The organism is Rosenbergiella australiborealis (assembly GCF_018494035.1).
GTDB lineage: Bacteria > Pseudomonadota > Gammaproteobacteria > Enterobacterales > Enterobacteriaceae > Rosenbergiella > Rosenbergiella australiborealis.
Genome location: NZ_JABBFO010000005.1, coordinates 138,069 through 163,941, shown reverse-complemented (window position 1 = coordinate 163,941; position 25,873 = coordinate 138,069). Strand labels below are relative to the sequence as shown.

Annotated in this window: 25 protein-coding genes; 16 read left to right on the top strand and 9 right to left on the bottom strand. The window is 46.4% G+C overall.

Annotation, left to right across the window (positions count from 1 at the left end; translation table 11 throughout):
- The first annotated feature begins 580 nt into the window (after positions 1-580).
- Positions 581-3,181: a type VI secretion system ATPase TssH gene (tssH, locus tag HGT73_RS07455; RefSeq protein ID WP_214213223.1), complete on the top strand. Its 2,601-nt coding sequence runs from the start codon at positions 581-583 to the stop codon at positions 3,179-3,181.
- A 238-nt stretch (positions 3,182-3,419) separates the two neighbouring features.
- Here tssH and HGT73_RS07450 read toward each other — a convergent pair whose 3' ends face one another.
- A complete protein-coding gene (locus tag HGT73_RS07450; protein WP_214213221.1) occupies positions 3,420-3,788 on the bottom strand; it encodes a winged helix-turn-helix transcriptional regulator in 369 nt (122 codons plus the stop codon).
- 102 nt (positions 3,789-3,890) lie between these two features.
- On the opposite strand from HGT73_RS07450, the gene HGT73_RS07445 reads away from it, so the two are divergent.
- The 7 genes from HGT73_RS07445 (at position 3,891) to mdtI (ending at position 8,128) form a co-directional block, all read left to right on the top strand.
- A complete protein-coding gene (locus HGT73_RS07445) occupies positions 3,891-4,904 on the top strand; it encodes a zinc-dependent alcohol dehydrogenase family protein (protein ID WP_214213219.1) in 1,014 nt (337 codons plus the stop codon).
- A 445-nt stretch (positions 4,905-5,349) separates the two neighbouring features.
- Positions 5,350-5,778 carry a GNAT family N-acetyltransferase gene (locus HGT73_RS07440; RefSeq protein ID WP_214213217.1) on the top strand — a complete coding sequence of 143 codons (429 nt, stop codon included), beginning with the start codon at positions 5,350-5,352 and terminating at the stop codon, positions 5,776-5,778.
- Between the two features lie 198 nt (positions 5,779-5,976).
- Complete coding sequence (locus HGT73_RS07435; RefSeq protein ID WP_214213215.1) at positions 5,977-6,249, top strand: putative quinol monooxygenase; 273 nt, start codon at positions 5,977-5,979, stop codon at positions 6,247-6,249.
- Positions 6,250-6,253: 4 nt separating this feature from the next.
- Complete coding sequence (locus HGT73_RS07430; protein WP_214213213.1) at positions 6,254-6,811, top strand: isochorismatase family protein; 558 nt, start codon at positions 6,254-6,256, stop codon at positions 6,809-6,811.
- Complete coding sequence (locus tag HGT73_RS07425; RefSeq protein ID WP_214213211.1) at positions 6,792-7,103, top strand: cupin domain-containing protein; 312 nt, start codon at positions 6,792-6,794, stop codon at positions 7,101-7,103. The genes HGT73_RS07430 and HGT73_RS07425 overlap by 20 nt, the downstream gene beginning before the upstream one ends.
- 336 nt (positions 7,104-7,439) lie before the next feature.
- Positions 7,440-7,793 carry a multidrug/spermidine efflux SMR transporter subunit MdtJ gene (gene mdtJ, locus HGT73_RS07420; protein WP_214213209.1) on the top strand — a complete coding sequence of 118 codons (354 nt, stop codon included), beginning with the start codon at positions 7,440-7,442 and terminating at the stop codon, positions 7,791-7,793.
- Complete coding sequence (mdtI, locus tag HGT73_RS07415; RefSeq protein ID WP_214213207.1) at positions 7,790-8,128, top strand: multidrug/spermidine efflux SMR transporter subunit MdtI; 339 nt, start codon at positions 7,790-7,792, stop codon at positions 8,126-8,128. The genes mdtJ and mdtI overlap by 4 nt, the downstream gene beginning before the upstream one ends.
- An 82-nt stretch (positions 8,129-8,210) precedes the next feature.
- On the opposite strand, the gene HGT73_RS07410 is transcribed toward mdtI, so the two are convergent.
- Together HGT73_RS07410 and HGT73_RS07405 are read right to left on the bottom strand one after the other, a co-directional pair.
- A complete protein-coding gene (locus HGT73_RS07410) occupies positions 8,211-8,495 on the bottom strand; it encodes a YdgH/BhsA/McbA family protein (RefSeq protein ID WP_214213205.1) in 285 nt (94 codons plus the stop codon).
- A gap of 179 nt (positions 8,496-8,674) precedes the next feature.
- Entirely contained in the window at positions 8,675-9,538 is an 864-nt protein-coding gene (locus HGT73_RS07405) for a helix-turn-helix domain-containing protein (RefSeq protein WP_214213203.1), read from the bottom strand.
- Between the two features lie 177 nt (positions 9,539-9,715).
- Here HGT73_RS07405 and HGT73_RS07400 point away from each other — a divergent pair, with 177 nt between their 5' ends.
- From HGT73_RS07400 to HGT73_RS07385, 4 genes are all read left to right on the top strand, one after another.
- Positions 9,716-10,636, top strand: coding sequence for a DMT family transporter (locus tag HGT73_RS07400; protein ID WP_214213201.1), 921 nt, complete (start codon positions 9,716-9,718; stop codon positions 10,634-10,636).
- Between the two features lie 316 nt (positions 10,637-10,952).
- Complete coding sequence (locus HGT73_RS07395) at positions 10,953-11,873, top strand: 2-hydroxyacid dehydrogenase (RefSeq protein WP_214213199.1); 921 nt, start codon at positions 10,953-10,955, stop codon at positions 11,871-11,873.
- 278 nt (positions 11,874-12,151) lie between these two features.
- Positions 12,152-13,027: an SDR family oxidoreductase gene (locus HGT73_RS07390; RefSeq protein ID WP_214213197.1), complete on the top strand. Its 876-nt coding sequence runs from the start codon at positions 12,152-12,154 to the stop codon at positions 13,025-13,027.
- A 28-nt stretch (positions 13,028-13,055) separates the two neighbouring features.
- The gene (locus HGT73_RS07385; protein ID WP_214213195.1) at positions 13,056-14,309 is read left to right on the top strand and encodes an AGE family epimerase/isomerase; all 1,254 of its coding nucleotides are present in this window, start codon (positions 13,056-13,058) and stop codon (positions 14,307-14,309) included.
- Between the two features lie 42 nt (positions 14,310-14,351).
- Here the strand turns inward: HGT73_RS07385 and HGT73_RS07380 are convergent, their stop codons facing one another.
- Positions 14,352-16,625, bottom strand: a complete 2,274-nt coding sequence (locus tag HGT73_RS07380) for a heavy metal translocating P-type ATPase (protein ID WP_214213193.1) — start codon at positions 16,623-16,625, stop codon at positions 14,352-14,354.
- Between the two features lie 137 nt (positions 16,626-16,762).
- Between HGT73_RS07380 and HGT73_RS07375 the strand changes: the two genes are divergently transcribed.
- A complete protein-coding gene (locus HGT73_RS07375) occupies positions 16,763-17,116 on the top strand; it encodes an ArsR/SmtB family transcription factor (protein ID WP_214213191.1) in 354 nt (117 codons plus the stop codon).
- Here the strand turns inward: HGT73_RS07375 and HGT73_RS07370 are convergent.
- The 4 genes from HGT73_RS07370 to dalD all read right to left on the bottom strand — a co-directional run bounded on the left by HGT73_RS07370 (position 17,113) and on the right by dalD (position 20,903).
- Positions 17,113-18,117, bottom strand: coding sequence for a cation diffusion facilitator family transporter (locus HGT73_RS07370; RefSeq protein WP_214213189.1), 1,005 nt, complete (start codon positions 18,115-18,117; stop codon positions 17,113-17,115). The two genes, HGT73_RS07375 and HGT73_RS07370, sit on opposite strands and share 4 nt — an antisense overlap.
- A gap of 81 nt (positions 18,118-18,198) precedes the next feature.
- Positions 18,199-18,951: a YoaK family protein gene (locus HGT73_RS07365; protein ID WP_214213187.1), complete on the bottom strand. Its 753-nt coding sequence runs from the start codon at positions 18,949-18,951 to the stop codon at positions 18,199-18,201.
- Positions 18,952-19,018: 67 nt separating this feature from the next.
- The gene (locus tag HGT73_RS07360) at positions 19,019-19,492 is read right to left on the bottom strand and encodes a SemiSWEET family sugar transporter (RefSeq protein ID WP_214213185.1); all 474 of its coding nucleotides are present in this window, start codon (positions 19,490-19,492) and stop codon (positions 19,019-19,021) included.
- A gap of 7 nt (positions 19,493-19,499) precedes the next feature.
- Positions 19,500-20,903, bottom strand: coding sequence for a D-arabinitol 4-dehydrogenase (dalD, locus tag HGT73_RS07355; RefSeq protein WP_214213183.1), 1,404 nt, complete (start codon positions 20,901-20,903; stop codon positions 19,500-19,502).
- 205 nt (positions 20,904-21,108) lie between these two features.
- Between dalD and HGT73_RS07350 the strand changes: the two genes are divergently transcribed.
- Complete coding sequence (locus HGT73_RS07350) at positions 21,109-21,789, top strand: TerC family protein (RefSeq protein ID WP_214213181.1); 681 nt, start codon at positions 21,109-21,111, stop codon at positions 21,787-21,789.
- A 73-nt stretch (positions 21,790-21,862) separates the two neighbouring features.
- Here the strand turns inward: HGT73_RS07350 and HGT73_RS07345 are convergent, their stop codons facing one another.
- Entirely contained in the window at positions 21,863-22,741 is an 879-nt protein-coding gene (locus HGT73_RS07345) for an SDR family oxidoreductase (RefSeq protein ID WP_407073146.1), read from the bottom strand.
- A gap of 181 nt (positions 22,742-22,922) precedes the next feature.
- On the opposite strand from HGT73_RS07345, the gene HGT73_RS07340 reads away from it, so the two are divergent.
- Positions 22,923-24,569 carry a dihydroxyacetone kinase subunit DhaK gene (locus HGT73_RS07340; RefSeq protein ID WP_214213179.1) on the top strand — a complete coding sequence of 549 codons (1,647 nt, stop codon included), beginning with the start codon at positions 22,923-22,925 and terminating at the stop codon, positions 24,567-24,569.
- 170 nt (positions 24,570-24,739) lie between these two features.
- Positions 24,740-25,861 (top strand): alkene reductase, encoded by a 1,122-nt coding sequence (locus tag HGT73_RS07335; RefSeq protein WP_214213177.1) that lies wholly within the window; start codon positions 24,740-24,742, stop codon positions 25,859-25,861.
- Positions 25,862-25,873: the final 12 nt, after the last annotated feature.

Sequence of the window (25,873 nt, the reverse complement as noted above, 5' to 3'; positions counted from 1 at the left end):
CTTTTGGCGTACAGTTGATTTAATAGCGGTTTGTTAATCTGACTGTTAAATTATCATAGCGCTTCATAAATCAAATTCTCTCTAGCGACTATTCAGTGAAAATAACGCTATAGTTATTAAAAAATAAATTTTTATTATAGCGCGAAGAATATTTCATCACTCTTATCGATGGTGGCGAGGAATGAGACAGACACACAAGTGTTGAAAACCTGTATCCAATAGCCAATATAATAGTCAGATTAGTTAATAACTATTTTAGAGTAAAAGTAATACTCTATTATTTCTTATTCTTTATTTCGATTATGATCCAAGGACTAAAACGTGATATTCGCCATCAGTAGTCGCCATTTTTAAGAGTAATTATTGATAAACAAATAAAATGGTAAATATCTCTAGTTATAAAAATCCCCGTTAGGGGTTTTTTTAATGAGGAAATCATTAACGGTTAATTTGACAATGGAGAAAATCGCTAGATTACGACTATGACGAAAGAAAAAATCTAGTAAAGATACTTATTTTCATCTTCTTGATTAAGTAATTTTTATTGTATTACTTATCAACCCTTTCAACGGAACTGAATATGTCAGAAATTAACCGCGCCATACTATTTGGTAAATTAAATCACTTATTATTTTCATCATTAGAAAGTGCGACGGCATTTTGCCAATTACGGGGTAATCCCTACGTAGAACTGGTTCATTGGTTACATCAACTTATGCAGCAGCAACAGAGTGATTTTCACTATATTATTCAGCACTTTGCATTAGATGAAACCACACTTACCCGCGACATTCTTACTGCATTAGAAGTCTTGCCACATGGTGCCAGTTCGGTCTCTGACTTGTCGGAACATATCGATAATGCGGTGGAACGAGCTTGGGTCATTGCTTCGTTAAAAATGGATACTCATCGTATTCGTACCGGCCATCTTATCATTGGGCTACTCACTAATTGGAACCTTGCGAATGTCCTCAAGAGTATTTCTGCGCAATTTACCCGTATCAATGTTGATATTTTAACTGAGCAGTTTGATAGCCTGTTATTACAGAGTAAAGAGACTTCGCAAGTCTTTGTCGATCCGACACAACCGAGTGGATCACCGGTAGTCCAACAGACATTGGCACACTATGGTCAAGATCTCACGCAACGCGCGCGCGATGGAAAAATGGATCCTGTTGTCGGGCGTGATGAAGAAATCAGGCAATTAATCGATATTTTGATGCGTCGTCGGCAAAATAATCCTTTACTCACTGGCGAAGCTGGCGTCGGTAAAACAGCGGTGGTAGAAGGTTTTGCTCAGCGAATTGCCGCTGGCGATGTTCCTAAACCGCTACAAAACGTTCAGGTATGGCTAATTGATATGGGCTTACTACAAGCCGGTGCCGGCATGAAAGGGGAGTTTGAAGCACGACTACAATCACTGATCAACGATGTGCAATCCAGTGTTACACCGATTATTTTGTTTATTGACGAAATGCATACTTTAGTCGGCGCGGGGGGGCAACAAGGCACCGGTGATGCGGCGAATTTATTAAAACCCGCTCTTGCACGTGGCCAACTACGAACCATTGGCGCGACAACATGGGCAGAATATAAAAAATATATCGAAAAAGATCCGGCATTAACCCGCCGTTTTCAACCGGTCCATGTTGCAGAACCGGATGAAACCAAAGCGATTTTGTTACTACGCAGTATTGTTGCGTCTCTAGAACGTCATCATCAGGTTTTTATCGTAGACCAAGCCGTGCAGGCAGCAGTCAAACTCTCGCACCGTTATATTCCTGCACGGCAATTACCGGATAAAGCGATTGCCTTACTCGATACCGCTTGTGCACGGGTAGCCGTTAGCCAAAGTGCACCTCCGGCAGCGCTTGATGACTGTTGTCAGCAGATTGCTGCGCTTAATGTGGAAATTGAAATTGCTACGCGTGAGGCACGTATTTCACTCTCTGATAGTGAACGCGTTGCCCAGTTAACCAACCAATTACAGCTTCAGCATACTAAACGTCAGCAGTTGGAAGCACGTTGGCAGCAAGAGCGGGAGTTAACTAAAGAGATTATCGGCTTACGTACACAACTCCATCAACAACCCGACGAGAGCCTCCTTCAACAGTTGGTTGACGCACAGCAGCGCTTAACGCAGATACAGGGGGACGCCCCTTTACTCTTTTCTTCGGTGGACGAAAATGTCGTGGCAGCCGTGGTCTCTGATTGGACAGGGATCCCGTTAGGGAGGATGATTAATAATGAAATTGATGCGGTACTAAACCTTGTAGAAACCTTGAATCAACGGGTAATTGGTCAGCGTCATGGACTGGAACTTATCGCAAAACGGGTCCAAACTTCGCGCGCACGTTTGGACGATCCGAACAAACCGGTGGGCGTTTTTATGCTTTGTGGGCCTTCTGGTGTGGGGAAAACGGAAACAGCATTGGCGCTGGCGGAGTCGTTATATGGCGGTGAACAAAATATTATCACCATTAATATGAGTGAGTTCCAAGAGGCGCATACCGTTTCAACTTTAAAAGGAGCACCTCCTGGCTACGTGGGTTATGGCGAAGGAGGGATATTGACCGAGGCCGTCCGTCGTCGTCCTTATAGCGTGGTGTTATTAGATGAAATTGAGAAAGCACACACTGATGTGCATGAAATTTTTTTCCAAGTCTTCGACAAAGGCTGGATGGAAGATGGAGAAGGGCGACATATTGATTTTCGTAATACCCTGATTATCTTAACGTCAAATATTGGTAGCGAAGTGATCAGCACACTCTGCCGGGATCCTCAGCAATTACCGGATATGCAGACGCTGGCCGCCGCACTACGTACACCGTTATTACACGTTTTTCCTGCAGCACTATTAGGGCGATTAATGACAGTGCCTTATTATCCACTCAATGATCAGATGCTTGGTAAAATTGTCCAGCTACAACTCAGCCGGATTCAACGCCGATTATTTGACAATTATCAGATTGTTTCGGAAATTGATGATGATGTCATTAGCGATATTATTCAGCGTTGTACCGAGATAGAGTCTGGAGGCAGAATGGTCGACGCAATCTTAACAAATACTTTATTACCAAAAATAAGTCAGCAATTACTTACGGCCAGTCGCGACCAGCATCGTTATCAACACTTACACTTAAGTATCGAAAAAGGTGAGTTCAATTGTCGCTTTAAGTGATGATGTCCAAGAGAATTACAAGATGATTGAGCACAATGAATATTATGTTGCTCTTCAACACGTTTTTATTGGACGGCAATAATAAATACCGACGTAATAGGATGAATAATTCTATTACGTCGTCAGTGAAAAAACCGCTATTAATCGTCATCGTGTAAGACATAACAGCCAGCACGGAGGGCTCCAAAAGAATCTCTGCCATCGCAAAAATTATCGGCTTCTCGGTAGCAGCTGGCGGCTATTGCGGAGTCTTAAGATTATTCAGTAATTCAATCGCGTGTTGCTCGCCCCACTCTTTTAATAAGTGCAATAAGGGGGTCAGTGAAACGCCGGCAGCGGTTAAACTATATTCCACTTTGGGCGGTATTTCTGGATAGACGTCTCGTCGAACAAGACCGACAAACTCTAATTCCCGCAGTTGCTTCGTCAGCATACGTGCGGTCATTCCACCCGTACGGCGACCTAATTCGTTAAAGCGTAATTTTCCTTCCAAAAGATGGTAAAGCAGTATGCCTTTACCCTTGCCACCAATCAGTTCTAATGAGGCTTCCACCGGACAAGCGGGGGCTTCATAACTATCATATCGTGCACGCTTAGTAGTATCCATAATGTACCTTAGTGACAAAAAGTGTAGTATTTACTCTTTATACCATATCAACTAATTTGTTACCTATAGTCAAAAATTGCTTACGACACGATGAGGTAAAAAATGAAAGCATTAACGCTAAAAGCCCCAGCTGGGCTTGAAAATATTGTTCTTTCTGATATCGCCGACCCCGGACGACCTGGTAGAGGTGAGATTCGCGTTGCAATCAAGGCCAGCTCTCTAAATTTCCATGACTTAATTGTGGCTAAAGGCTGGCAGCCTAAAGCGGATGGTTTGATTTTACTTTCTGATGGGGCTGGTGTCGTGGAAGAGGTCGGGGAAGGCGTCAAAGACTTCAACGTCGGTGATCACGTTGTCTCGACATTCTTTCCTGTTTGGCCAGCAGGCAAACCTATACCTGAAGTGGGGGGATTTACCTTCACTCCTGGTGATGGTGTTGATGGCATGGCTTGCGAGTACGTTGTCCGCTCAGAGAACGCATTTACCTTAGCGCCTAAAGGCTGGAGTCATGCACAATCCGCAACAATTACCACCTCGGGCCTCACGGCTTGGCGAGCGCTTGTCAAAAACGGCAAGCTCAAAGCGGGGGAAACGGTACTTGTCCAAGGAACCGGCGGCGTTTCCATCACCGCCTTACAAATCGCAAAAGCAATGGGGGCAAAAGTGATCGCCACCTCTTCGTCAGATGAAAAATTAGACGCGGCGAAAAAACTGGGTGCTGATGAGACGATTAACTATAAAAAGACCCCGCAATGGGGTGACGCCGTATTGGCACTTACCGAGGGTTTTGGTGTTGACCATGTGGTTGAAGTCGGAGGACCTGCCACGATCAATGAATCCCTAAAAGCGATTAAAGTCGGCGGACATATCTCGCAAATCGGGATTCTTTCAGGGGTAGATGCCGCCATTTCTATTTTTGATATCCTCGGCAAGCAAGTTGATTTAAGAGGGGTTATTGTCGGTAGCCGTCAAGATCAACAAGATTTTGTGAAAGCGCTTGAAGTTATCGGGCAACCTCCAGTTATCGATAAAGTATTTCACTACGCAGAACTGGATAAAGCCTTTGCTTATCAGGAAAGTGGTGCGCACTTTGGCAAGATCTGCCTTGAGTGGTAAGTACTAACTTACTTTCATAGCAGACGGTATACCGATAACCTGCCAGTGAGTTACACCCAAGGTTATTTCCACCCAGTGCAGCAATGCTCCACTGGGTGGTGACAGCGAGTTGAACGCAGCGGGCAGTTAGGTCGACGCCGCTGATCACAGCGATTAAATCTAGCCGTTAATCCTGATCGTCGTCAGACAGCGTGCTATCCCAGCGATATAAGACAATTATTTTTCATCGCCCCCAATTATCCGCTCAACCCTTATGGTTACGTCGTTCGCTACCTGAACTAAATACATCTCAGCAAATCTTCCCTTATCGCAATGTGAAGCCGGCAAGCTGCCAAGGAAATAGTCAGAAACACTCTATTTGACTGACAAGTGATACTTTTACTGTAGTTTTTATGGCTAGGATGATGTTGACCTATAACACACGCTGATTCTAAAAGGGCCCGCTATGAATTATGTTTTGACGCCGACGTTACACTCCGCGGATCAGCAAGAGCTGTTTGCTGGATTACGTCGTTATAATCACTCTTTTTTACCTCCGCAAGAAATCGGTCATTTCGGGGTGTATTGCCGAGATGGGCAGGGAAAAATGCTTGGAGGGATAAATGCCTCGATCAAAGGTCAGTGGTTATGCATCGATTATCTCTGGGTTGATGAACGGGTACGTGGGCAAGGTATTGGTGGCAAGTTACTGTTACAAACAGAAGACTATGCCCTGAGTCAAAGCTGTCAATGGAGCTTGGTGGATACCTTTAGCTTTCAAGCCCCTCATTTCTATCTCAAGCTCGGCTACCAGCAAGTCATGCAACTGAGTGACTTTCCAAAAGTAGGGATGCAACGTCATTATTTACAAAAAAAGTTAGAGTGCTCATCCTAACATTGCTGATTACCGACACCTTGTGCTCCCGCTGCTCGTGACGAAAAGGTCATTAACTTATTAAGATTAAGCAAGTCGGGGCCTGTCGCTAGTGGTATAAAATAAGTGCTGCTTTTTTTGTTTCAGTCTGCGAAGCGCTAGCGTTTTAGTGAGTGATAAATTAACGTAGAAAGACTTATTGGAGACGAAGGGAACACAATGGTCACACTCAATGGTTATTTACGCTGTCGAACACCGGAAGAATCACAGATTGTCAGTCAATATCTTCCCGCCCACCGCGAACTTTCTTTACAAGAAGCCGGATGCATCCGTTTTTCTGTGGTGCAAACCGCTGAACCACAAGTCTGGCGCGTCGAGGAATCCTTCATTGATTATCCTGCTTTTGAATATCATCAACAACGAGTGATGGCTTCTGAATGGGGCGAGAAAACCGTAGGTATCGTTCGAGATTATGTGATTACTGAGGAGTGATGGCATGAAACAGGCGTTATTAATTATCGATATGCAGGAATTTATTCATCAACGCCAGCAGGCAGGGTGTGGTTTATTTCCGCATAATGCGATAGAAAATGGCCAGACACTGCTTGATAAATATCGGGAAGCGAAGCTGCCGATTATCCATATATTCCATCATGACCTGCACAGTGAAGACCCTTTGCATCCTGACCGCCCCGCGGCTGTTCCTCTTGCCGGCTATCAACCCTTACCGCAAGAAATTTTCTTTATCAAACATCACTCATCAGCCTTTAGTCATACTGGATTAAATGACTACTTACATACGCAAGGGATCACACAGCTTATCGTGATAGGAGCCGTCACGGGTTTTTGTGTCAACTCCACGGTACGCGCCGCAGCGGATTTAGGGTTTAAGGTAACCGTTATTGAAGATGCAACACTCAGTTTCTCCCTTCCAAATCCTGACTTAACAGCAGAACTACTCTGGAAAAGCACATTAGGGCTTTTGGCGGCAGATTTTGCCCACGTCATGACACTTTCTGAATGGATGACAAAAAATGAAAATTATCTCAAGTAACGCTTTTACGGGAAGTCGTGCTTGGGAAGCGCTCTCTATTGCTGATTTTGACGGAACCTCTGTGCGTTTACATTGGACGGATCAACCCTACATTTGGCATATCAACGATGGTCAGGAAGTCTTTGCGGTGATGCAGGGCTGCGTAGAGATGTTTTATCGTATTGCCGGGGAAGAGAAAAGTGTGGTTTTAGAGGCGGGCGACATTTTTTATGCAAGCGTGGGTACTGAACATGTGGCTTATCCCCGGGGTGAAGCTAGGATTTTAGTAGTAGAAAAAGCCGGTTCAGTCTAATTCAGTACCGAAAGAGATAAAACAAGACGTAAAGATTCGCAAATCAGCAGGATGAGCGGCATTAACTCTGGCATAATTTACGTAATATTATTACCGAGGACAACTTTTTTCCGCATCGATGAGAAGCAACCCCGCGGATAAATTGTAATTTTTATGCGTATGCCGAATCATAAAGAAGCATTCTTTTTTTTAACGCAAACTTCCCCTTTCTCCTGTTTTGCCCGAGATCAACACTGGCGTTCAACGCTTTAGCGTCACTCTTCCTAATCGAACTCTCTTTTTCTCTCTCGCCAATAAGTGGCGCAGAGCCGTTTACTATGATTTGGAAGAATCATCATGTTTTATTGGATACTTTTAGTTCTCGCAATTCTCTTTGAAGTGACAGGTACGCTGTCAATGAAGTGGTCAACGCTGACAGGATCAGCCAGTGGCTTTTATATCATGCTGCTTATGATCGCGTGCTCCTATCTTTCTCTCTCCATAGCAATAAAAAAGATCGCGTTGGGTGTGGCTTATGCCATGTGGGAAGGGATAGGAATTATTCTTATATCTCTGTTCAGTTTGGGATTATTCAATGAGTCGCTGTCGGGATATAAATTATTGGGCTTAACACTGTTGATCCTTGGGATCACGCTGATCAAATTCGGTTCTCGCATCAAGGATCCGCAGCAAGACGAGGTAGCATCATGATCGATCTATTACTCGAATGGCAACATAGCCTATGGCTATTGCTGGCGGTCGTACTTGAAATTATAGCGAATCTATTACTCAAGCTCTCAAATGGCTTTCAGAAAAAAATTTATGGTGTTCTCTCGTTATTGGGCGTTTTAGCGGCATTTAGTGCATTAGGCCAAGCGGTAAAAGGGATTGATCTCGCGGTAGCATATGCCTTGTGGGGGGGATTAGGCTTACTTGCCACCATCACCTTTGGCTGGATCTTATTTGGCCAACGCCTGAACTGGATGGGGGGAGTCGGTGTTCTGCTATTGCTTGTCGGTATGGTGGTGATGAAGCTCGCGGAGTAGCTTGTTAGTACCCCAGTCGGATCTTTATACTGAAAAGAGCAAAAAATTGGGGGCCTATGGCCCCCAATCATATGAAGCAGGATTAATTATACAGGTCAGCAATGGCGTCGAAATTAGGCCCGTGTTCACGCGCAGCAATAATCACGTAATACTTCGCCCCTTTTTCATCTGCTCGCTTTGAAATTTCTTTATGTAAATCCATTGGGGAAGAGATCAAACCGCCGGTTTCAGAAACCGAGACGGAGCCCACTTTGGTTAATTTAAAATGTTGGATTTCTTCCTTTGAAATATTCTGAGCAGCTTGCGCCGTGAGACTACAACTTAAACCAAACAAACCTGCGAAAAGTATCGAACGTGTTATTTTCATTTTCTTTCCTCGAGTCAGAGAAATATGGGCTAGCATCATCCACGTTATCGTTTTTAACAGACGATAAGACGGTTCTTTATAATTAAACAACTGTCGTTAACATCGGGATAAAATTACCATTTTTTATGAAGTATTTGTGAGCGCAATCACTCCAGGCGTTGATCTGTATCAGCTTATTTTTAACGATGCTGACGAAATTGCGTCGGCGTCAACCCCGTCTCGTTTTTGAACCTGTTGCTTAGGTGGCTGGCCGAACTGAATCCGCAACGATAGGCGATTTCAGTAAAACTCAGATGAGTGGTACTCATCAGCTGTTGCGCGAGATGCAGACGACGCTGCATCACGTAATGGTGAGGGGGCACGTTCATCGATGCGGTAAACATTCTGGCAAAATGGTATTCGCTTAAGGCGGCTTGTTTGGCGAGAATCGCTAAGGTTAACGGGTCAGCAATATGCGCATCAATATAGTCGCGAATATTACGCAAGACATAAGGAGAAAGCCCTCCGGTGACCGTCGGTAATCGCCAATTAACCTGACTGTAATGCTGTATAAGGTGTGTCAGTAATAGCGTGCTGGCAGAACTTAATACCAGCTGATTGGCACTATCCTGCCAATCGTAACTGAGTAAAAAGTGACGGTACAAAGCCGTCACCTTATCATCACGTTGAAAACTGGTCTCTACTAGCGAAAAATCAGCAGGGCTACGATCCCAAATCTGTTCGCCAGTTTGACGTAAATGCTGCTGAGTACAATATAGATGTACGAAGGATAACGGGCCGCGGATATCCCAGTGGCTTTCAACATCTTTTGGCATGATGCAGAGCTTATCCGGCCCACCGCCATTGTGCCACCCACCGCGACACTTTTGATAACTTTGGTAGCCACCTTCGACATACAGACTTAGCGTATGGTGATCACTATTGACGGTGATTTGATCGTGATGATTCGACCATGAGGCTAATTGAATCCCCGAGTTCAGAGCAACTTTTTGATGTAAAGTCGCACGTTGCTGGCTCAATGTGTCAAAGGTTTTGTAGTTCATTCGCCGCGCTCAGATAATCGGGGGAGCCTCAGTGTAGGCACCCCCGGTATTAATTACTAGACGTTAACCCGCAACAAGCATGAAAAAGCGCAAGAATGTATAAGTCGTTCCATAAGGATGACAGCTTTTTTGTTACGAAGGCTGCATGATAGGTAATCGGTCATAAGGAGAATACTCATGAATGGGTTGTTATACCTCATTGTTGTACTTATTTGGGGAACTACATGGATTGCGATTGCTTTACAACAGGGTGAAGTTCCTATTTTTGTCTCTATCTTTTGGCGTTTTGCTCTCGCTGGCGGGATATTATTTTTGGTTAATTACTGGCGTAAGGACCGTGCTCGCTTAACCTGGCGCGATCATGGTTTTTGTTTGCTGCAAGGCATGTGTGCATTTAGCCTGAATTTCTTCTGTTTTTATTTAGCGGCATCCCATATTACAACGGGTATTGAGTCGGTGATTTTCTCAATGGCGATCCTGTTTAATGCCCTTAATCAGGCCTTTTTCTATCGCATCAAACCCGTTAAACGTTTTTGGCCTGCGGCGATATTAGGCATTATTGGTATTACTGTTTTATTTGCCGACCAATGGGGGAGCGATCAGGTCTCTACCGCATTATGGGAGGGCATAGGGCTAAGTCTGTTAGGGACTTATGGCTTTTCATTGGGCAATATGTTGAGCATGCGCCACCAGCGGCATGGATTGGATATTTTGAGTACCAACAGTTGGGCAATGTGTTACGGTGCGGCGATTGCAGGGCTACTTGCAGGCTTACTCGGCTACCGGTTTACCTTACCTGTCGAGCCATTGTATCTGGGGGCGCTTTTTTACTTAGCGATATTTGGATCGGTCATTGGTTTCGGCGCTTACTATTTATTGGTTGGCCGTATCGGTGCTGGACAGGCGGCTTATACGACGTTGCTTTTTCCTTTGGTTGCGCTGACGATCTCTACATATTTTGAGGGATATCAATGGCACTTACATGCTGTTGTTGGCTTGGGGATTATTTTACTGGGGAATTTAATGATGTTTTTTCCCGTAGATAAATTCAGGAAAAGTCGCCTCCGTTTCTCAGCCTCGTCAACCGACGATGATTGAGAAACGGAGTGACCGCTCATGAGTCTTATCGTTAATAAGCAGCTACGCTGAGTTGCAACAGAAGATAGTGATCTTCTAGCCCTGGTGAGGCGGATGACTTGAGAAAAAGCAGGACGCTATTTCGAGTCTCTTGCACAGTAATTTTTAGTTGATTGATAAGTACTCAGGGCGGGGATTATAGAGATAGCGCAGGGAGGCATCAACATCTGATAGCGGGTGGAGATTGATTGATATCAATATAATTATCCTTTTTTTAACAATTATCAAAATAATATAACATTAAAAATTATTTAACATTTATGTAAGGGAGTTCACGATGCCTTCGATTGCTTTTTATAGCCGCCATGCAGAAACCGATCTATGGCTGGCGCCGTTGCAGAGCGCACTCGCTGACGCGACGCTTCATGTTTGGCCTGAATACGATCAGACGGCGACCGTTGCTATCGTTTGGTCGCCTGATCAAGCCTTTATCGACGCACATCCTCACCTTAAGGTTATTTTTAATATGGGTGCTGGTGTGGATGCCATTCTTGCTTTAAAGCTACCTAAAGATATTGCCATCATAAGGGTAAAAGATGGTGGAATGGCGGTACAGTTGGCCGAATACTGTTGTGAAGCGGTGATTCGATTTTACCGTGAATTTCCAGAGTATGAACAACAGCGTCAGCAGCACCAATGGCAGAACCATATACTGAAAAACCGCGAATACTATCCTGTCGGTGTGATGGGGCTGGGCGTACTGGGGGAGAAAATTGTGCAAGCACTGCGCTTTTTTGAATTCCCGGTTAACGGTTGGAGTCACCGCCGCAAATCGATTCAAGGTGTCACCTGCTACCAAGGTGACGAGCTGGAAGACTTTTTACGCGCTTCACGGATCCTCATCTGTGTGTTGCCGCTTACCGATAAAACCCGTGGTATCTTGAATTATCAGCATCTTTCTCTGTTGCAAGCCGACAGCTATTTAGTGAATGTCGCACGCGGAGGACATCTGGTGGAATCCGATCTTATCCAATTAGTTGAAGAGGGTAAGATGCGTGGAGCAACCCTTGATGTGACCCAACACGAACCGCTGGACCAAAATGATCCCTTGTGGCAAGTGCCTCAAATTCGTATTACTCCGCATATTGCAGGTAAGACACATATTGACCAAGTTTTGACGCAGATCGTGCCGCAAATTATCGGCTGGCTGACGGAGCAACGGATTGAAGGGACGATTGATTTACATCAGGGATACTAATCAATTTTTGACCAGTAAAGGGTGAGAGTATGTTCTATTGTTAACAAATTATGTTATTAATTAACTAATGTGTAACATATCGAGCATAATAGAATCTTCTCCCTCTCAACGTTGCACGGGTTACTGCCTATGCCTTACCGGATCATCATTGATAACAACGGCCCGTCAGGGCCGTTTACATCTTGATAAAAATTTTTCATCAAATCAACAGGGCAGTGTGATCTTCGTCAACTATAGTTATTAACCTAAAGCTAATGTATTGACAACGGAGATAACAAATGGTCAAAAAAATTGAAATTCACGCGCAATCGCAAAAGTTACCGGGTTCAGAAGAGAAACTGTCACCCAAGGCAATTATGATCCGTGAAGATTACCAAGGCAGTAACAAATTGGTGGGCAAAATTGCACTAGTGACGGGCGGCGATAGTGGAATAGGGCGTTCAGCGGCATTACATTTTGCGCGCGAAGGGGCAGACGTTGCGTTGACCTATCTCCCTAACAATGAAGATGAAGCGGCAGATGCACGTTCCATCAAAGCGTTGATCGAGCAAGAAGGCCGTCAGTGTGCAATTTATCCTGTCGATCTACGCCACGCTGAAAATTGCCGTAAATTGGTGGCCGATGTTATTGAAGCCTTCGGGAAATTAAATATTTTAGTCAATAATGCTGGAATCCAATACCCGAATGAAGATCTCACCACGCTGAGTGATGAGCAGTGGCTAAATACTTTTGATACCAACATTCATAGTATTTTCTTCTTAACAAAAGCAGCACTTCCTCATCTTGGTGAAGATGACAGCATTATCAATACGACCTCGGTAAATGCTTATGTTGGGCCACAAATGCTGATTGATTATACCGCAACCAAAGGGGCAATTGTCAGCTTCACCCGTGCGCTTTCAAACCAAGTCGCGGCGAAAGGTATTCGTGTCAATGCCGTGGCTCCGGGTCCTGTTTGGACGCCATTACAACCTGCAACGCTTGGTGACTACAATCCTGAACTGCTGGAAAACTTTGGTCATGAAACGCCAATGGGTCGCGCAGGACAACCGTCTGAACTGGGTCCTGTTTATGTCTTCCTTGCCAGCCTAGATTCTTCTTTTATCAGCGGTCAGGTTATCCACCCTAACGGTGGCATCATGGTAGGCGGTTGATTCGTCAACTCCTTAAAGAGGTGTGGTTATGTTATTTACGCAATTTAGTCATAGTTGGCTGAGTAAAGAGTATCACCATGATTGGTTAGAAGACCAAGGCCGACAATTATTAGCGTTTTATAAGCGTTCGCGATGTGAACGCGGTGGGTTTACCGCTCTGGATGATCAAGGGCATCAGGCTGAAGACAGCCAGCCCGATACGATGCTAACCGCTCGGATGACACACTGTTTTGCTTTGGCTTCAATGCAGGGTGAACCCGGTGCTGCAGAACTCGCACAATGGGGAATAGACTCGCTACTTGGCGTACTAAAAGATACCCAGTATGGCGGGTGGTTAAGCACCTTGCCCGAGAATGTGGCGGATGAACGTAAGGCCTCTTACTTACATGTGTTTGTCACCTTAGCGGGATGCAGCGCGAGTTTGGCGGGCATTCCCCGTGCAAAAGAACTCTTTCAGCAAGCAGTTAAAACCTTAGAAACGCATTTTTGGTTAGAGGATGAAGGGGCGATTTGTGAAAGCTACAGCCGTAGCTGGAAAGATCGTGGTGCGTATCGCGGTGGAAACAGCAATATGCATTGCACCGAACTCTTTTTGCAAATTGCTGACTTTACGGGTGATCCGATTTGGCGAAAGCGTGCATTATCGATTATCGATAAAGTTATTCATCAACATGCGCCCGCCAATAAGTATTTATTGGCTGAGCATTTTCATGAAGATTGGCAAGAGTGGCATGATTTCAACAAAGATAAACCGACGGATAGTTTTCATCCTTACGGTGTTACGCCAGGTCATGCATGCGAATGGGCCCGATTATTATTACACCTTGAGGCCGCTTTACAAGCCGCAGGGGAACCGGTTCCAGAGTGGTTATTGATCGATGCCAAAGGGCTATTTGCCGCAGGTCTAAAACATGGCTGGCAGGTCGATGGTACCCCCGGCATCGTGTATACCCATGACTGGGAAGGTAAGCCTGTCACGCGTAGCCGCATACACTGGACACTGGCTGAGAGCTGCAGCACTGCTGCTAGCCTCTTTAAACGTACCGGAGAGAAGCTGTATGAAGACTGGTACCGGCGTCTATGGGATTATATTGGGTGCTATTTAATCGACACCCAAAATGGAAGCTGGTGGCACGAAGTCGATCCGCAACAACACCCGTCAACGGTGGTATGGGAAGGAAAACCCGATCTCTACCACGCATGGCAATTAACGCAAATTTCACGCCTGCCGCTTACGCCGATGATTGGTTTGTCTATTAAGCAAGGGTACCACCAACGTTGAGTCTTAATGCCCTGTACTGAGTGATCGGTTCAGGGCTTTTTTCTAATTCCCCAATCTGACACGTGTTAATCGCAACGCATTAGCCAATACAAACACACTCGATAACGCCATCGCGCCCGCGGCAAGGATCGGTGAAAGTAGAATACCAAAGGGGGGATAAAGTATTCCTGCAGCGACGGGAATTAAGATCAGATTATAAATAAATGCCCAAAAAAGATTCTGATGAATATTACGCATGGTCATCCGTGATAAGTGCAAAGCGTTTAACACATTATCGAGTCTATCTGACATTAACACTACATCGGCAGACTCCATCGCAATATCCGTGCCGCTGCCTAGGGCGATACCCACATGAGCAGACGCTAAAGCCGGTGCATCATTAATACCATCCCCCACAAAGCTGACCGTATACTGCTGTTGCTGCCATGCTTTAATCGCATCAACCTTACCTTGTGGCTTAACGTCAGCAATCACTTGCGTAATCGCTAACTGCTGTGCAACGGCCTGAGCGGTAAGCTGATGGTCACCCGTAACGAGGGCAACGGTGATACCCTGTTTGTGCAATTGCTTGATCACCGAACGACTCGACTCTTTAATCGGATCGGCGACAGCAACGATACCGGCTAACTGGTTGTCGATAGCGAGATAAAATGGACTTTTACCTTGTTTAGCATACTGCACCGCAAGTTCATCAAGAGTCGAATAATCGATATTTAGGCTATGCATATAACGCTGAGCGCCAATATTCACCTGATGCAGATTCACGGTGGCGCTAACGCCCATTCCAGCGATCGCGCTAAAATCGTTCGCAGGGAGCTTTTCAACGTGTTGTCGATCTGCTGCAGTAACGATTGCACGGGCAAGTGGATGCTCAGAAAAACGCTCCACGGCGGCGAGGTAAGCCAGAACCTGCTCTGCGGTGAACCCCTGTGCAGGCTGTAAATCTGTCATCGCTGGGCGCCCTTCGGTTAACGTCCCCGTTTTATCGAACGCGATTAATGTTGTTTCGCGCAATTGTTGCAGAGCTTGGCCTTGTCGAAACAGTATTCCCTGCTCTGCCGCACGACCGGTGGCCACCATGATCGACGTTGGTGTGGCCAGTCCCATAGCACAAGGGCAAGCAATAATCAGGACTGCTACGGCGTTGACGATGGCTAAACTGATCGTACTCTGTGGATCAAAACACAACCAACCGATAAAGGTGAGCAGTGCGGCGATTAATACTGCAGGTACGAACCATAAGGTAATTTTATCGACCAATCCTTGAATAGGTAATTTCGCAGCTTGGGCTTGTTCGACCGCACTCACAATCTGTGCCAGCACCGTATTTTCACCCGTTGCGGTGACAGTAAAGCGTAAATAACCTTGTTGATTAACGGTACCACCGGTAAGTGTATCGCCCGGTTGCTTACTGACTGCCAGTGGCTCGCCACTGATCATCGACTCTTCGACATGGCTGTTTCCAACCAGCACTTCACCGTCAATGGGGATTTTTTCTCCGGGTCTCACCTCTACCACATCACCGAGCTGCAATGTCTCTGTAGCAACATCTTCACTTTGCTCGTCATGCCAGCGATGTGCAATATTCGGTTGCAGTTGCAATAACCGTTGTATAGCTTGAGACGTTTTTCCCTTTGCGCGCGCTTCCAGTAATCGTCCCAGCAACACTAACGAGACGACCATTGCTGCGGCTTCATAATACACATGCACGCTTTGCGCGGGTAACCAGTGGGCCGCGAACGTCGCAACCAGCGAATACCCCCAAGCGGCGAGGGTGCCGATTGCCACTAATGAGTTCATATCCGGGGCGCGATGCCATAAGGCGGGAAGACCAAGACGGTAAAATTGCCGCCCAGGGCCAGCTAACACCAGTGTTGAAAGTAGAGCTTCGATATACCAGCGATGGGAGGTTGAGACGTGCTGATTGATCCACAGTTGAAATGCAGCACTACTGTGCATCGTCATTTCTAACAGGAATAGTGGTAGAGTGAGCAGGATGGCCAGTATCACATTACGCTTGAGCGACTGGTAATGTTGCTGTTTTTTCTGCTGCTGTTGCTGGCGGGTTTGCGCTGCTGCCACAAAGACTTTGGTCGGATATCCAGCCGCTGTAACGGCGTGTGCCAACGCATCGGCATTCACATCGCCGATAACCGTTGCTCGCTCCGTGGCAAGATTAACACTCGCTTGTTCGACACCTGGCTGTGCGGTTAATACACGCTCAACGCGTCCCACACAGCTTGCACAAGACATTCCCTCTATCGCCAGTTGCGTGGCTGATGATTCAAGCCGGGATGGGGATGATTGACGAGACATAGTGAACTCCTCCTGTTCAAGTAAACCCAGCCTACAGCTTCCTGCAAGGGAAAGGTCAAGTAAGGAAAAGCTGGACGCACTTTCTTATCTAGGCTGTAATAAGACGCAATAAGCGAGTTTTTATTAGGGAATAGAATATGCCCACTGACCCATGTATTGAGCCGCAAGCGGTAGATACTTCACCCCTTCCCCTATTAAGCAGCCAAGATATTGCCCGACTTGCGGATACCTTTAAATTATTGGGTGATCCATCACGGCTGCGTATTCTTTTGCAATGTTTAACCCAGCCTGCTGCGGTGAACGATATTGCTGAAAGTTTACAGCTTTCGCAATCGTTGGTCAGTCACCATTTACGGCTACTGAAAGCAGCCCGTTTAGTGATTGGCGAGCGGCATGCTCGCCATGTTTACTATCGTGTGGCAGACAATCATGTCAGGCACGTGTTATTGGATATGGCGATACACCTGACGGAAGAATCGATTCACGACTAATGTGAATGAGTATGTGTGGCGTCACTATTGCTCTCTTGCTCAGTGACGTCGTTGAGTAAACAGGGTGTTGAGGTATCGTCGTCCGCCCAGTCGATAGCAATAGTGCTGTGTGCAATCGAGAACTTCTCTTTCAATGCCTGTGAGACTGCACGAACAATCGATTTGGCTTGCGTGTCATCATCCGCGCGGATATGTAAGGTGGCAAGGGTAAAGCCAGTACTAATCTGCCATACATGAATATGTGATACCTCGCTCAAGCCGGAAATATGTTCGTGTAGATAAGTCCGGATCAGGCTAGGTGCGGCGTTATCAGGGGCACCTTCCAATAAAATATGCGACGTTTTACGAATTAACGTCCAAGCCCCTTTTAGAATAAGCAATGCCACTACCACGGATAATAGAGGGTCAATCGGTGCCCAACCCGTCAAGGCAATCACGATAGCCGCCACAATCGCTGCAACTGAGCCGAGTAAATCCCCCATAACATGCAGGATGACGCCCTTAATATTGACGTTTTCCGTTTCACCTCGGGTCATAATCCATAAGACAAGAATATTGACCAGTAATCCGGCAATCGCAACGATAAACATGGGACCGGGCATTACCGTAGGGGGAGCGGCTAACCGTTGCCAAGCTTCATAGACAATAAAAATAGCGATAAGAAAAAGAGTCATGGCATTGAATAAGCTGGCGAGCACTTCAAAGCGGATATAACCGAATGTTAATCGGTTATTGGGTTGGCGCTGGCCAAAATAAAAGGCAGCCCACGCGAGAGCGAGTGCGAAAGCATCGGTCAGCATATGCCCTGCATCCGCCATTAAGGCGAGGGAACCTGCATAAATACCGCCTGCAAATTCAACGATCATAAAGGTAAAGATCAGTACAAACGAAATCAGAACTTTTTTCTGATTAGCTTGGCTGACTTTGGGCACATGTGAGTGGTCGTGATCATGATGATCGTGGCTGTGGTCGTGATCATGATGGTGAGAATGAGATGACATTGCTGCCTCGCTATAGATAACAAATAAACATATGAATAGGTGTTAATATATAGCAGGCAGCAGAGAAAGCAATATTTCGCGCTATCTTTCGGCCGTACAGCCTTGTAACGCTTTACCTCGTTTACGAAACATCACCCGAATCAATGTGAGCAATGATACCGCTAACAAGATGGAGCCCGCCAAGATGAAAGCATTAATTCCCCACAGATCGTAGCCGAGAATACCAATCAGACCCCCAATTAAGAACGAGGTGAACGAGGTAAAATAGACGCTGAGCAAATAGCGAAATTGTTTCATTTGTGCTGGTGGATGGCGAAGCACTGGGTGAAGCAGTAAGTTCGCAATGACAATTCCTGCGTCAGTAAGGGTGCCTGTAATATGTGTGGTGCGAACTTTACCTTGTGAAAGTTGAGTAGAGGTTGCGTTATGAACACCCAGCAGGAAGCTCAAGCCAAAAAGATAGTAACCTTGCTGTAAGTTTTGTGGATACCAAAACCCGACGATAATCGGCGCGATGAGCAGCACACCCTCAACCAATAAGATATGAGCGTAAATAGTCCGCAGATTAATTTTTTTAGCGAGAGAGACAGCAATACGGGAAGTGAATGCTCCACAGAGAAAGCAGCTCAGCAGTAAAACTAGGGGGATGATCTCTAGCTTATCCCATTGCAATAGCTCTTTAGAGAGCTGTGTCGCATTACCTGTCATATTCGATGGGAAAAGGCCAAACGCACCAAGCGCGAGTACGTTTAGCATACCTGCGCAACCTGCTAACGCAACAGCAAGCTGTCGGTCTTCATTACCGGTACGTCCCGATTTTCTATCTATAAGCATTATTTACCTTCTCTATCAAAGTAGGAGTATTATAAAAGACCGACTCTGTTATAAAGAAGGCATCTAATTACTCAGTAAGTTCAGTTGCTGTCTGCTTTTTTTTGTTTTTTTTTGCAGCACGTGCATTCAATGTGCGCTGCAAAGGTCGCAGACTATGTATTCGTGGTTTTAATATAACACGATGCATTCTGCGAATGCGCCGCCGACTTTTAATTAATCTTGGTCGTTCTAACCATAACTTCATGCCTATGACTGTCATCGCCAGCAGTGCGGTGATACCGTTAGCCATCATCACCGGAATATCGTGAACACGATGGCCATAGCCAGTCCAGCAGGCGACGCCAAAGAACAGTGCCGACCACATCCCTAAAGAGAGCGCTTTTGTCTCTTTATTTTTGACGATATGTAACACCTGAAGGCAGAAAGAACCGGTGGTGACCCATGCTGCGAGCGTCCCCAGCCATACAGGCCAGGGGGTAAGGAAAGCAATGGATAATAAGGCGAGTGCTATGGTGAGACTGACAATAAGGATATTTTTCATAGTGCTGTTAGGAATCTCCTAAGGTCTTTTCTACGTCCTTGACCGCATTGCGTAAATCCTCAGTAAACGTCGGATGTTCGGCGAGCGTTCCCATTAAGGCTGGTGATTGCGCAAACGCCTTTACGCTATCCTCTTGGGCAAAAATCGTCGCAAAAGGGACACTCTCCAAAGCACGGTCTTGGTATTCAAAGGGCAAGGTTCCTGCGGCTCGGCGCTGCATAAATAGATACCATAGAGCGACTAACACTAAGGTTGCTTTAGGCACGTCACCTTGCTGATAGCGTGTTTTAAGTGTAGGCAGAATAAATTGCTGCAATTTAGCAATGCTATCAGAAGAAACGCGTTGATTGGTATCACGCACCTTCGCGTTGCTAAAACGATGCAGGGTCGTCGTGCAATACGTATTAAGGTCAATCGATCCTTGAGGCAGGGCGGCGACCACATCTTGTGCGACGTACTGACGGATCCATTCGCGGACTTGAGGCGTCAAACTTTCATCGATGGATTGATGCCCGAGTAGTGAGCCTGCCCACGCAATACCACTGTGACTGGCATTCAGTACCCGTATTTTAGCTTCTTCAAAAGGGATCACATCATCGACAAATTCGACTCCGACACGCTCTAATTCAGGACGTCCGGCAATAAAATCATCTTCGATTACCCACTGTGAAAAGGCTTCACAGGCGACCGGAACGTTGTCGTTATGGATACCTTGTTCGATAAGCCGCTCTTGTAAGGCGTCATCGCTTTTCGGCGTAATACGATCCACCATACTATTTGGTGTACTGATCGAGTTTTCACACCATGCGGCTAAGGCTTTCTCATCCAGAGCCGCAATATAATCATTAAGCCCAGTACGTAAGCAGTCACCATTATGACGCAGGTTATCGCAGTTAAGCAGCGTGACTGGACCGGCTTGTGTGGCCATTCTTCGGCGCAGTATCGCGACTAGTACCCCATAAATGGTGGCAATGTTACTCGGGTCGGTCAGTTCTTGAATGATGACGGGATGCTTAAGGTCAAGATGTCCATCATCTTTCAGGAAATAGCCGCCTTCTGTGACGGTAAAAGAGATCAGTTTGGTTTGCGGATCGCACCCTACGCTAATCAGTTGTTCGAGCTCGGCATCCCAAGGGATAACGGTCTTGATCGCGGTAATTGTTTGGTAATCGATCTCACCGTCAGGGCTGATAACCTCTAAGGTGTAGACACCTTGTTGCTTACCTAACTGATCCAAGGTTGCTTGACTCGCACTGTTGCGAATATTGCCAAGAGCCAGCGTCCAGCGCGTATCGCCAAGCTGATGCAGTTGATTGAGATACCAGCTTTGGTGGGCGCGATGAAAGGCACCGGCACCAAGATGAAGCCAGTAGGAGTGGGGATTAGGTGAAACGTGTGCTGTAGTTTGCAAAGGGCATCCTCAGTCGTAATCGACAATTGTTACGTTAGAATGTTACTTGTAACTATAGCACAAATAGTCAAAATGCAAAGTTTGTAGATAAATTAATCGCACGATAATAATTCCTGTAATAACGAAACTTTACTTTGTAACAAAGTTTGATAAACAGTAGCCTATGCCCAACTGTAGCCATGTTGGGTACTGCTTCGAGGATATTATGGGTGAAATTTTCCAGCATTGGGATGGGTTAGCGATCTTAGCGCAGATCCTACTGATTGATTTACTGCTCGGCGGCGATAACGCCGTGGTGATTGCGATGGCCTGTCGAGGATTACCCGAAGCGCTACGGCGTAAAGCGATTATTATCGGCACAGTCGGCGCTATTGTAGCGCGAATTATTCTATTGGTCGTTGCCGTCTATCTCCTCACCCTACCTGGGGTAAAGTTGGTCGGCGGATTATTACTACTGTGGATTGGCTATAAACTTGTCTCAGGCGAAGATGAGGAAGAGGAGGTAGGTAAAACCTCCTCAAGTCTTTGGAAGACGGCACTGACCGTTACTCTCGCCGATGTCATTATGTCGCTGGATAATGTTCTAGCGGTCGCCGCGGCAGGGCGAGGACATTTATTGATTGTTGCGATAGGCGTATTGCTCAGTATTCCTATTATTGTCGCCGGCAGCCGTTTGGTACTGAGTCTATTGGATCGCTGGCCTGTGATTATTCTGTTAGGGGGAGCACTGATTGGTTGGATTGCAGGCAGTATGGTGCCCACCGATCCGTGGCTACGCACTTATTTAACCGGCCATGATCCTGCCTTCTATGAGCATCTTGTCGGGGGCGTGTGTGCGCTCCTTATTTTGCTCATCGGTTGGATAAAAAGACGCAAAGAGGCGTAATGAAAAAGGGGGCATCGACTGAATTATCGATGCCCCCTTTTTCTAGTGGCTAGCCTATCAATAGACGGCCAAATTATGCTGTACCTGTACCGCCATCTGAACACCATACTTGGCCAGAAGCAAAAGAGTTCTCATCTGCAGCTAAGGTGACGTATAACGGTGCGATTTCAACGGGTTGTCCAGGACGGCCTAAGGGAGCTTCTTCCCCAAAATGAGCGACTTTTTCTTGTGGCTGACCCCCACAGACTTGCAAGGGTGTCCAATAAGGACCCGGTGCAACGGCATTAACCCGAATTCCTTTTGGACCAAGCTGCTTGGCTAACGCTTTAGTAAAGGCCACGTTACAGGCTTTGGTTTGTGCATAGTCAAGCAAGATATCGCTGGGTTTAAAGGCTTGGACTGAAGACGTATTGATGATGGCTGCTCCTTCACCTAAATGTGCCACCGCCGCCCGGGTGATCCAGAACGGTGCATAGACGTTAGTTTTGAAGGTCGCATCGAAAGATTCAGTCGTCAGTTCACTGATACTCTCGCAAAATTGTTGATGGCCCGCGTTATTAACCAGAATATCCAGCCCACCTAATTCGCTGACTGCGCGCTCGACAAGTGTCTTACAAAAATCTTCGTGGGTGATATCACCAGGAATCGCAACGGCTTTACGCCCTTCGGCACGGATTAAGGCAATGACTTCTTGTGCATCACTTTCTTCAGCCGGTAAATAATTAATAGCGACGTCGGCTCCTTCACGTGCATAGGCAATAGCGACGGCTCGGCCAATTCCAGAATCCCCGCCGGTAATCAACGCTTTTTTCCCAACAAGACGCTCACGGCCCTGATAGCTTTTTTCACCGTGGTCCGGTAATGGATGCATTGCCGAGGCAAGCCCCGGAAATTGCTGCGGTTGCTGGTCAAAAGGTGGGCGAGGGAAACGACTTTTCTCTGTTGACATCATTGACTCCATTAACGTGGAAAAAAAATTATATTTGTTAAGGGTAGTCATAATTACGCATCTTGCAGGGAGAATAACGAGATTTATTTTGTGATCTTACTCACTGAAGGAGGGGATAAAATCCGCAGAATTCCAATTTTTAGCCACACTTAATCGATATCACGACGTCTTTAAGGAGCCTGCGGTGAGCCACTTTTTCTTTGATAATAAAACAACAATTGTCGATCAAGCGATCGAAGGCATGATTCGCACTGCCCCCAATCAACAGCTAGCTCGGCTTAATACTGACCCCAGTCTGCGGATAGTGGTACGCCAAGATTGGGATAAATCACAGGTCGCCATTATTTCAGGGGGTGGCTCAGGACATGAACCGATGCATCTGGGGTTTGTTGGACAGGGCATGCTGACCGCTGCGGTATGCGGCGATATTTTTGCCTCTCCAGGCGTTGAGGCGATTTTAACCGCCATTTTGAGTGTTACCGGCAAAGCCGGTTGTCTATTAGTGGTAAAAAACTATACCGGGGATCGTCTTAATTTTGGATTGGCGGCGGAAAAAGCGCGGGCGCTAGGTTACGACGTTGAAATCATCTTGGTTCAAGATGATATCTCCCTGCCAGATAATCCCCAGCCACGCGGGCTTGCCGGCACAATTTGGGCGCATAAAGTCGCCGGCTACTATGCCCAACAAGGCGCATCGTTGGCGGAAATCGTTACACGGACTCAAAAAATGTTGGCGAGTGTCTCGACAATAGGTGTTGCACTTTCGGCCTGTCATCTACCCGATAGCGATGATACTCAGCGTATCCCCGAAGGAAAAAGCGAATTAGGGATGGGGATCCATGGTGAACATGGCGTCGCCACGCTTGATACCCAAAACAGCCGTGAAATTGCTAAACAACTCGCCGACACGCTACTCAAACATATCGGTGAAGACGATAATCTTCTACTGATGATCAATAATCTCGGCGGGCTTTCGTCACTTGAACTCTCCCTCGCTTGTCAGGAAATTTTACATACTCCTTTAGGTGATCGAATTAGCTATCTACAAGGGCCGGCAACATTAGTCAGTGCTTTGGATATGAAAGGGCTATCACTGACAGTTTTACCACTGGATGATCAGTTACTTACGGCGCTTGAGGCTCCGGTCAATGTCGCCGGCTGGTTACCGATCACTGCCTGCCAGACGATGCAATGGCAAGAATCCCCCGCATTGCCTAGCGCAGAGTTAGGAACACCTTCGCAGAACCCTCATATTGAAAAGGTCATAAAGAGCATTTGCCAAGCCTTAATTGACAATGAGGAGCCTCTTAACAAGCTAGACAGTCAAGTCGGGGATGGCGATACCGGTTCAACGTTAGCAACGGGTGCACGTTTTATCCTTAATGCGTTAACCGAACAGCAACTCCCATTAAATGAGCCACAGGCACTGCTGCGCTGGTTCGGTGAAAAAATTACGACGCCAATGGGAGGATCAGGAGGAGTTCTGTTGTCGCTACTGTTTAGCGCCGCGGCGGTGGCCTACCAAGAGTCGGGGGATCTGGCAACTAGCCTATTAGCCGGATTACAAAAAATGAAAGATTATGGTGGGGCTGAACAGGGTGATCGTACCATGATTGATGCACTCCAACCGGCCTTTGAGGCGATGCAAGCGGGTAAAAATGGTACGCAGATCAGTCAAGCGGCAACTTTAGGGGCCGAATCGACAAAAAATATGGAAAAAGCGAACGCCGGTCGCTCATCGTATCTCAACGCTGAGAGTTTAAAAGGGCATAGCGATCCCGGAGCGTGGGCGGTGAGTCAGGTTTTTGAACGGATCAGTCAATACTTATAAATACGGCTGACATTTTCCGTAAAGAGAAATCGTCAGTGATCACGGGATAGCGAGAGGATGACGCTATCCCTGACGTTATCGTCAACAGTCAATTCAATGATTATTCGTATTTACATATTTAAATTTATAAATGTATAATGATGCAAAATAAATACTGAAACGAGATACCCATGCCCCAAACACTTTTTACTCCGCTGGATCTTGGTGGAATAACCTTACGTAATCGAATTGCACTTCCGCCACTGACTCGTTGTCGCAGCACTCAGCCGGGTAATATCCCGAATGCTTTGATGTGTGAGTATTACTCCCAACGCGCCAGCGCCGGATTTATGGTGACAGAAGGAACCCAAATTGAACCTCGTGGACAAGGCTATGCCTGGACACCGGGGATCCATACCCCTGAACAAATTGCCGGTTGGCAAGCGATCACTCAAGCGGTTAAAGCACAAGGTGGCACGCTTTTCTGTCAGTTATGGCATGTTGGTCGCGTTTCCCATACGGCGCTTCAACCTGGGCAGCAGCCGCCTATCGCCCCTTCGGCTATTGCGGCCACTAATGTCCGCGTATTTATTGAAACAGCGCCTGGGGAAGGGGAATTAGTCTCTCCTAGTACGCCGCGGGCGTTGACCACAGAAGAAGTTCAGCAACTGGTTGAGTTGTATCGGCAGGCGGCGGTTAACGCAAAGCAAGCCGGTTTTGAGGGGATTGAGTTACATGCGGCAAACGGTTATTTACTCAATCAATTTCTTTCTGTACACACTAATTTTCGTACTGACCAATACGGCGGTAACCTTACCAATCGTTTACGTTTTCTGAAAGAGGTTGTCGAGGCCGTCGCTACCGTTTTTGACAGTGGGCGAATCGGTGTACGATTCTCACCATTATTTACGACCACAGACGAAGAGCGTGTCTACTTAGGACTTGTTGAGCCCGATCCGGCGCAAACCTATCTTACCGCAGCCAAGATGCTTAATACTCTGCAGATTGGTTACCTATCGATAGCCGAAGCCGATTGGGACAATAGCCCAGCGTTACCAGACAGTTTTCGTCACGCGCTACGCGACAGCTTTGATCGTGTCATTATGTATTCCGGGCGCTATGATAAAACCAAAGCGGAGTCTGTTTTGTCGCAAGGTTGGGGTGATCTGTTTGGATTTGGCCGAACATTTATTGCTAATCCCGACTTACCGGCGCGATTCAATGCGGATCTTGCGCTAAACCCGGTTGACCCAAGTTCTTTGTATGGTGGCACAGCGAAAGGGTATACTGATTACCCAACCATCAATGAATAAATACTGAGAGAA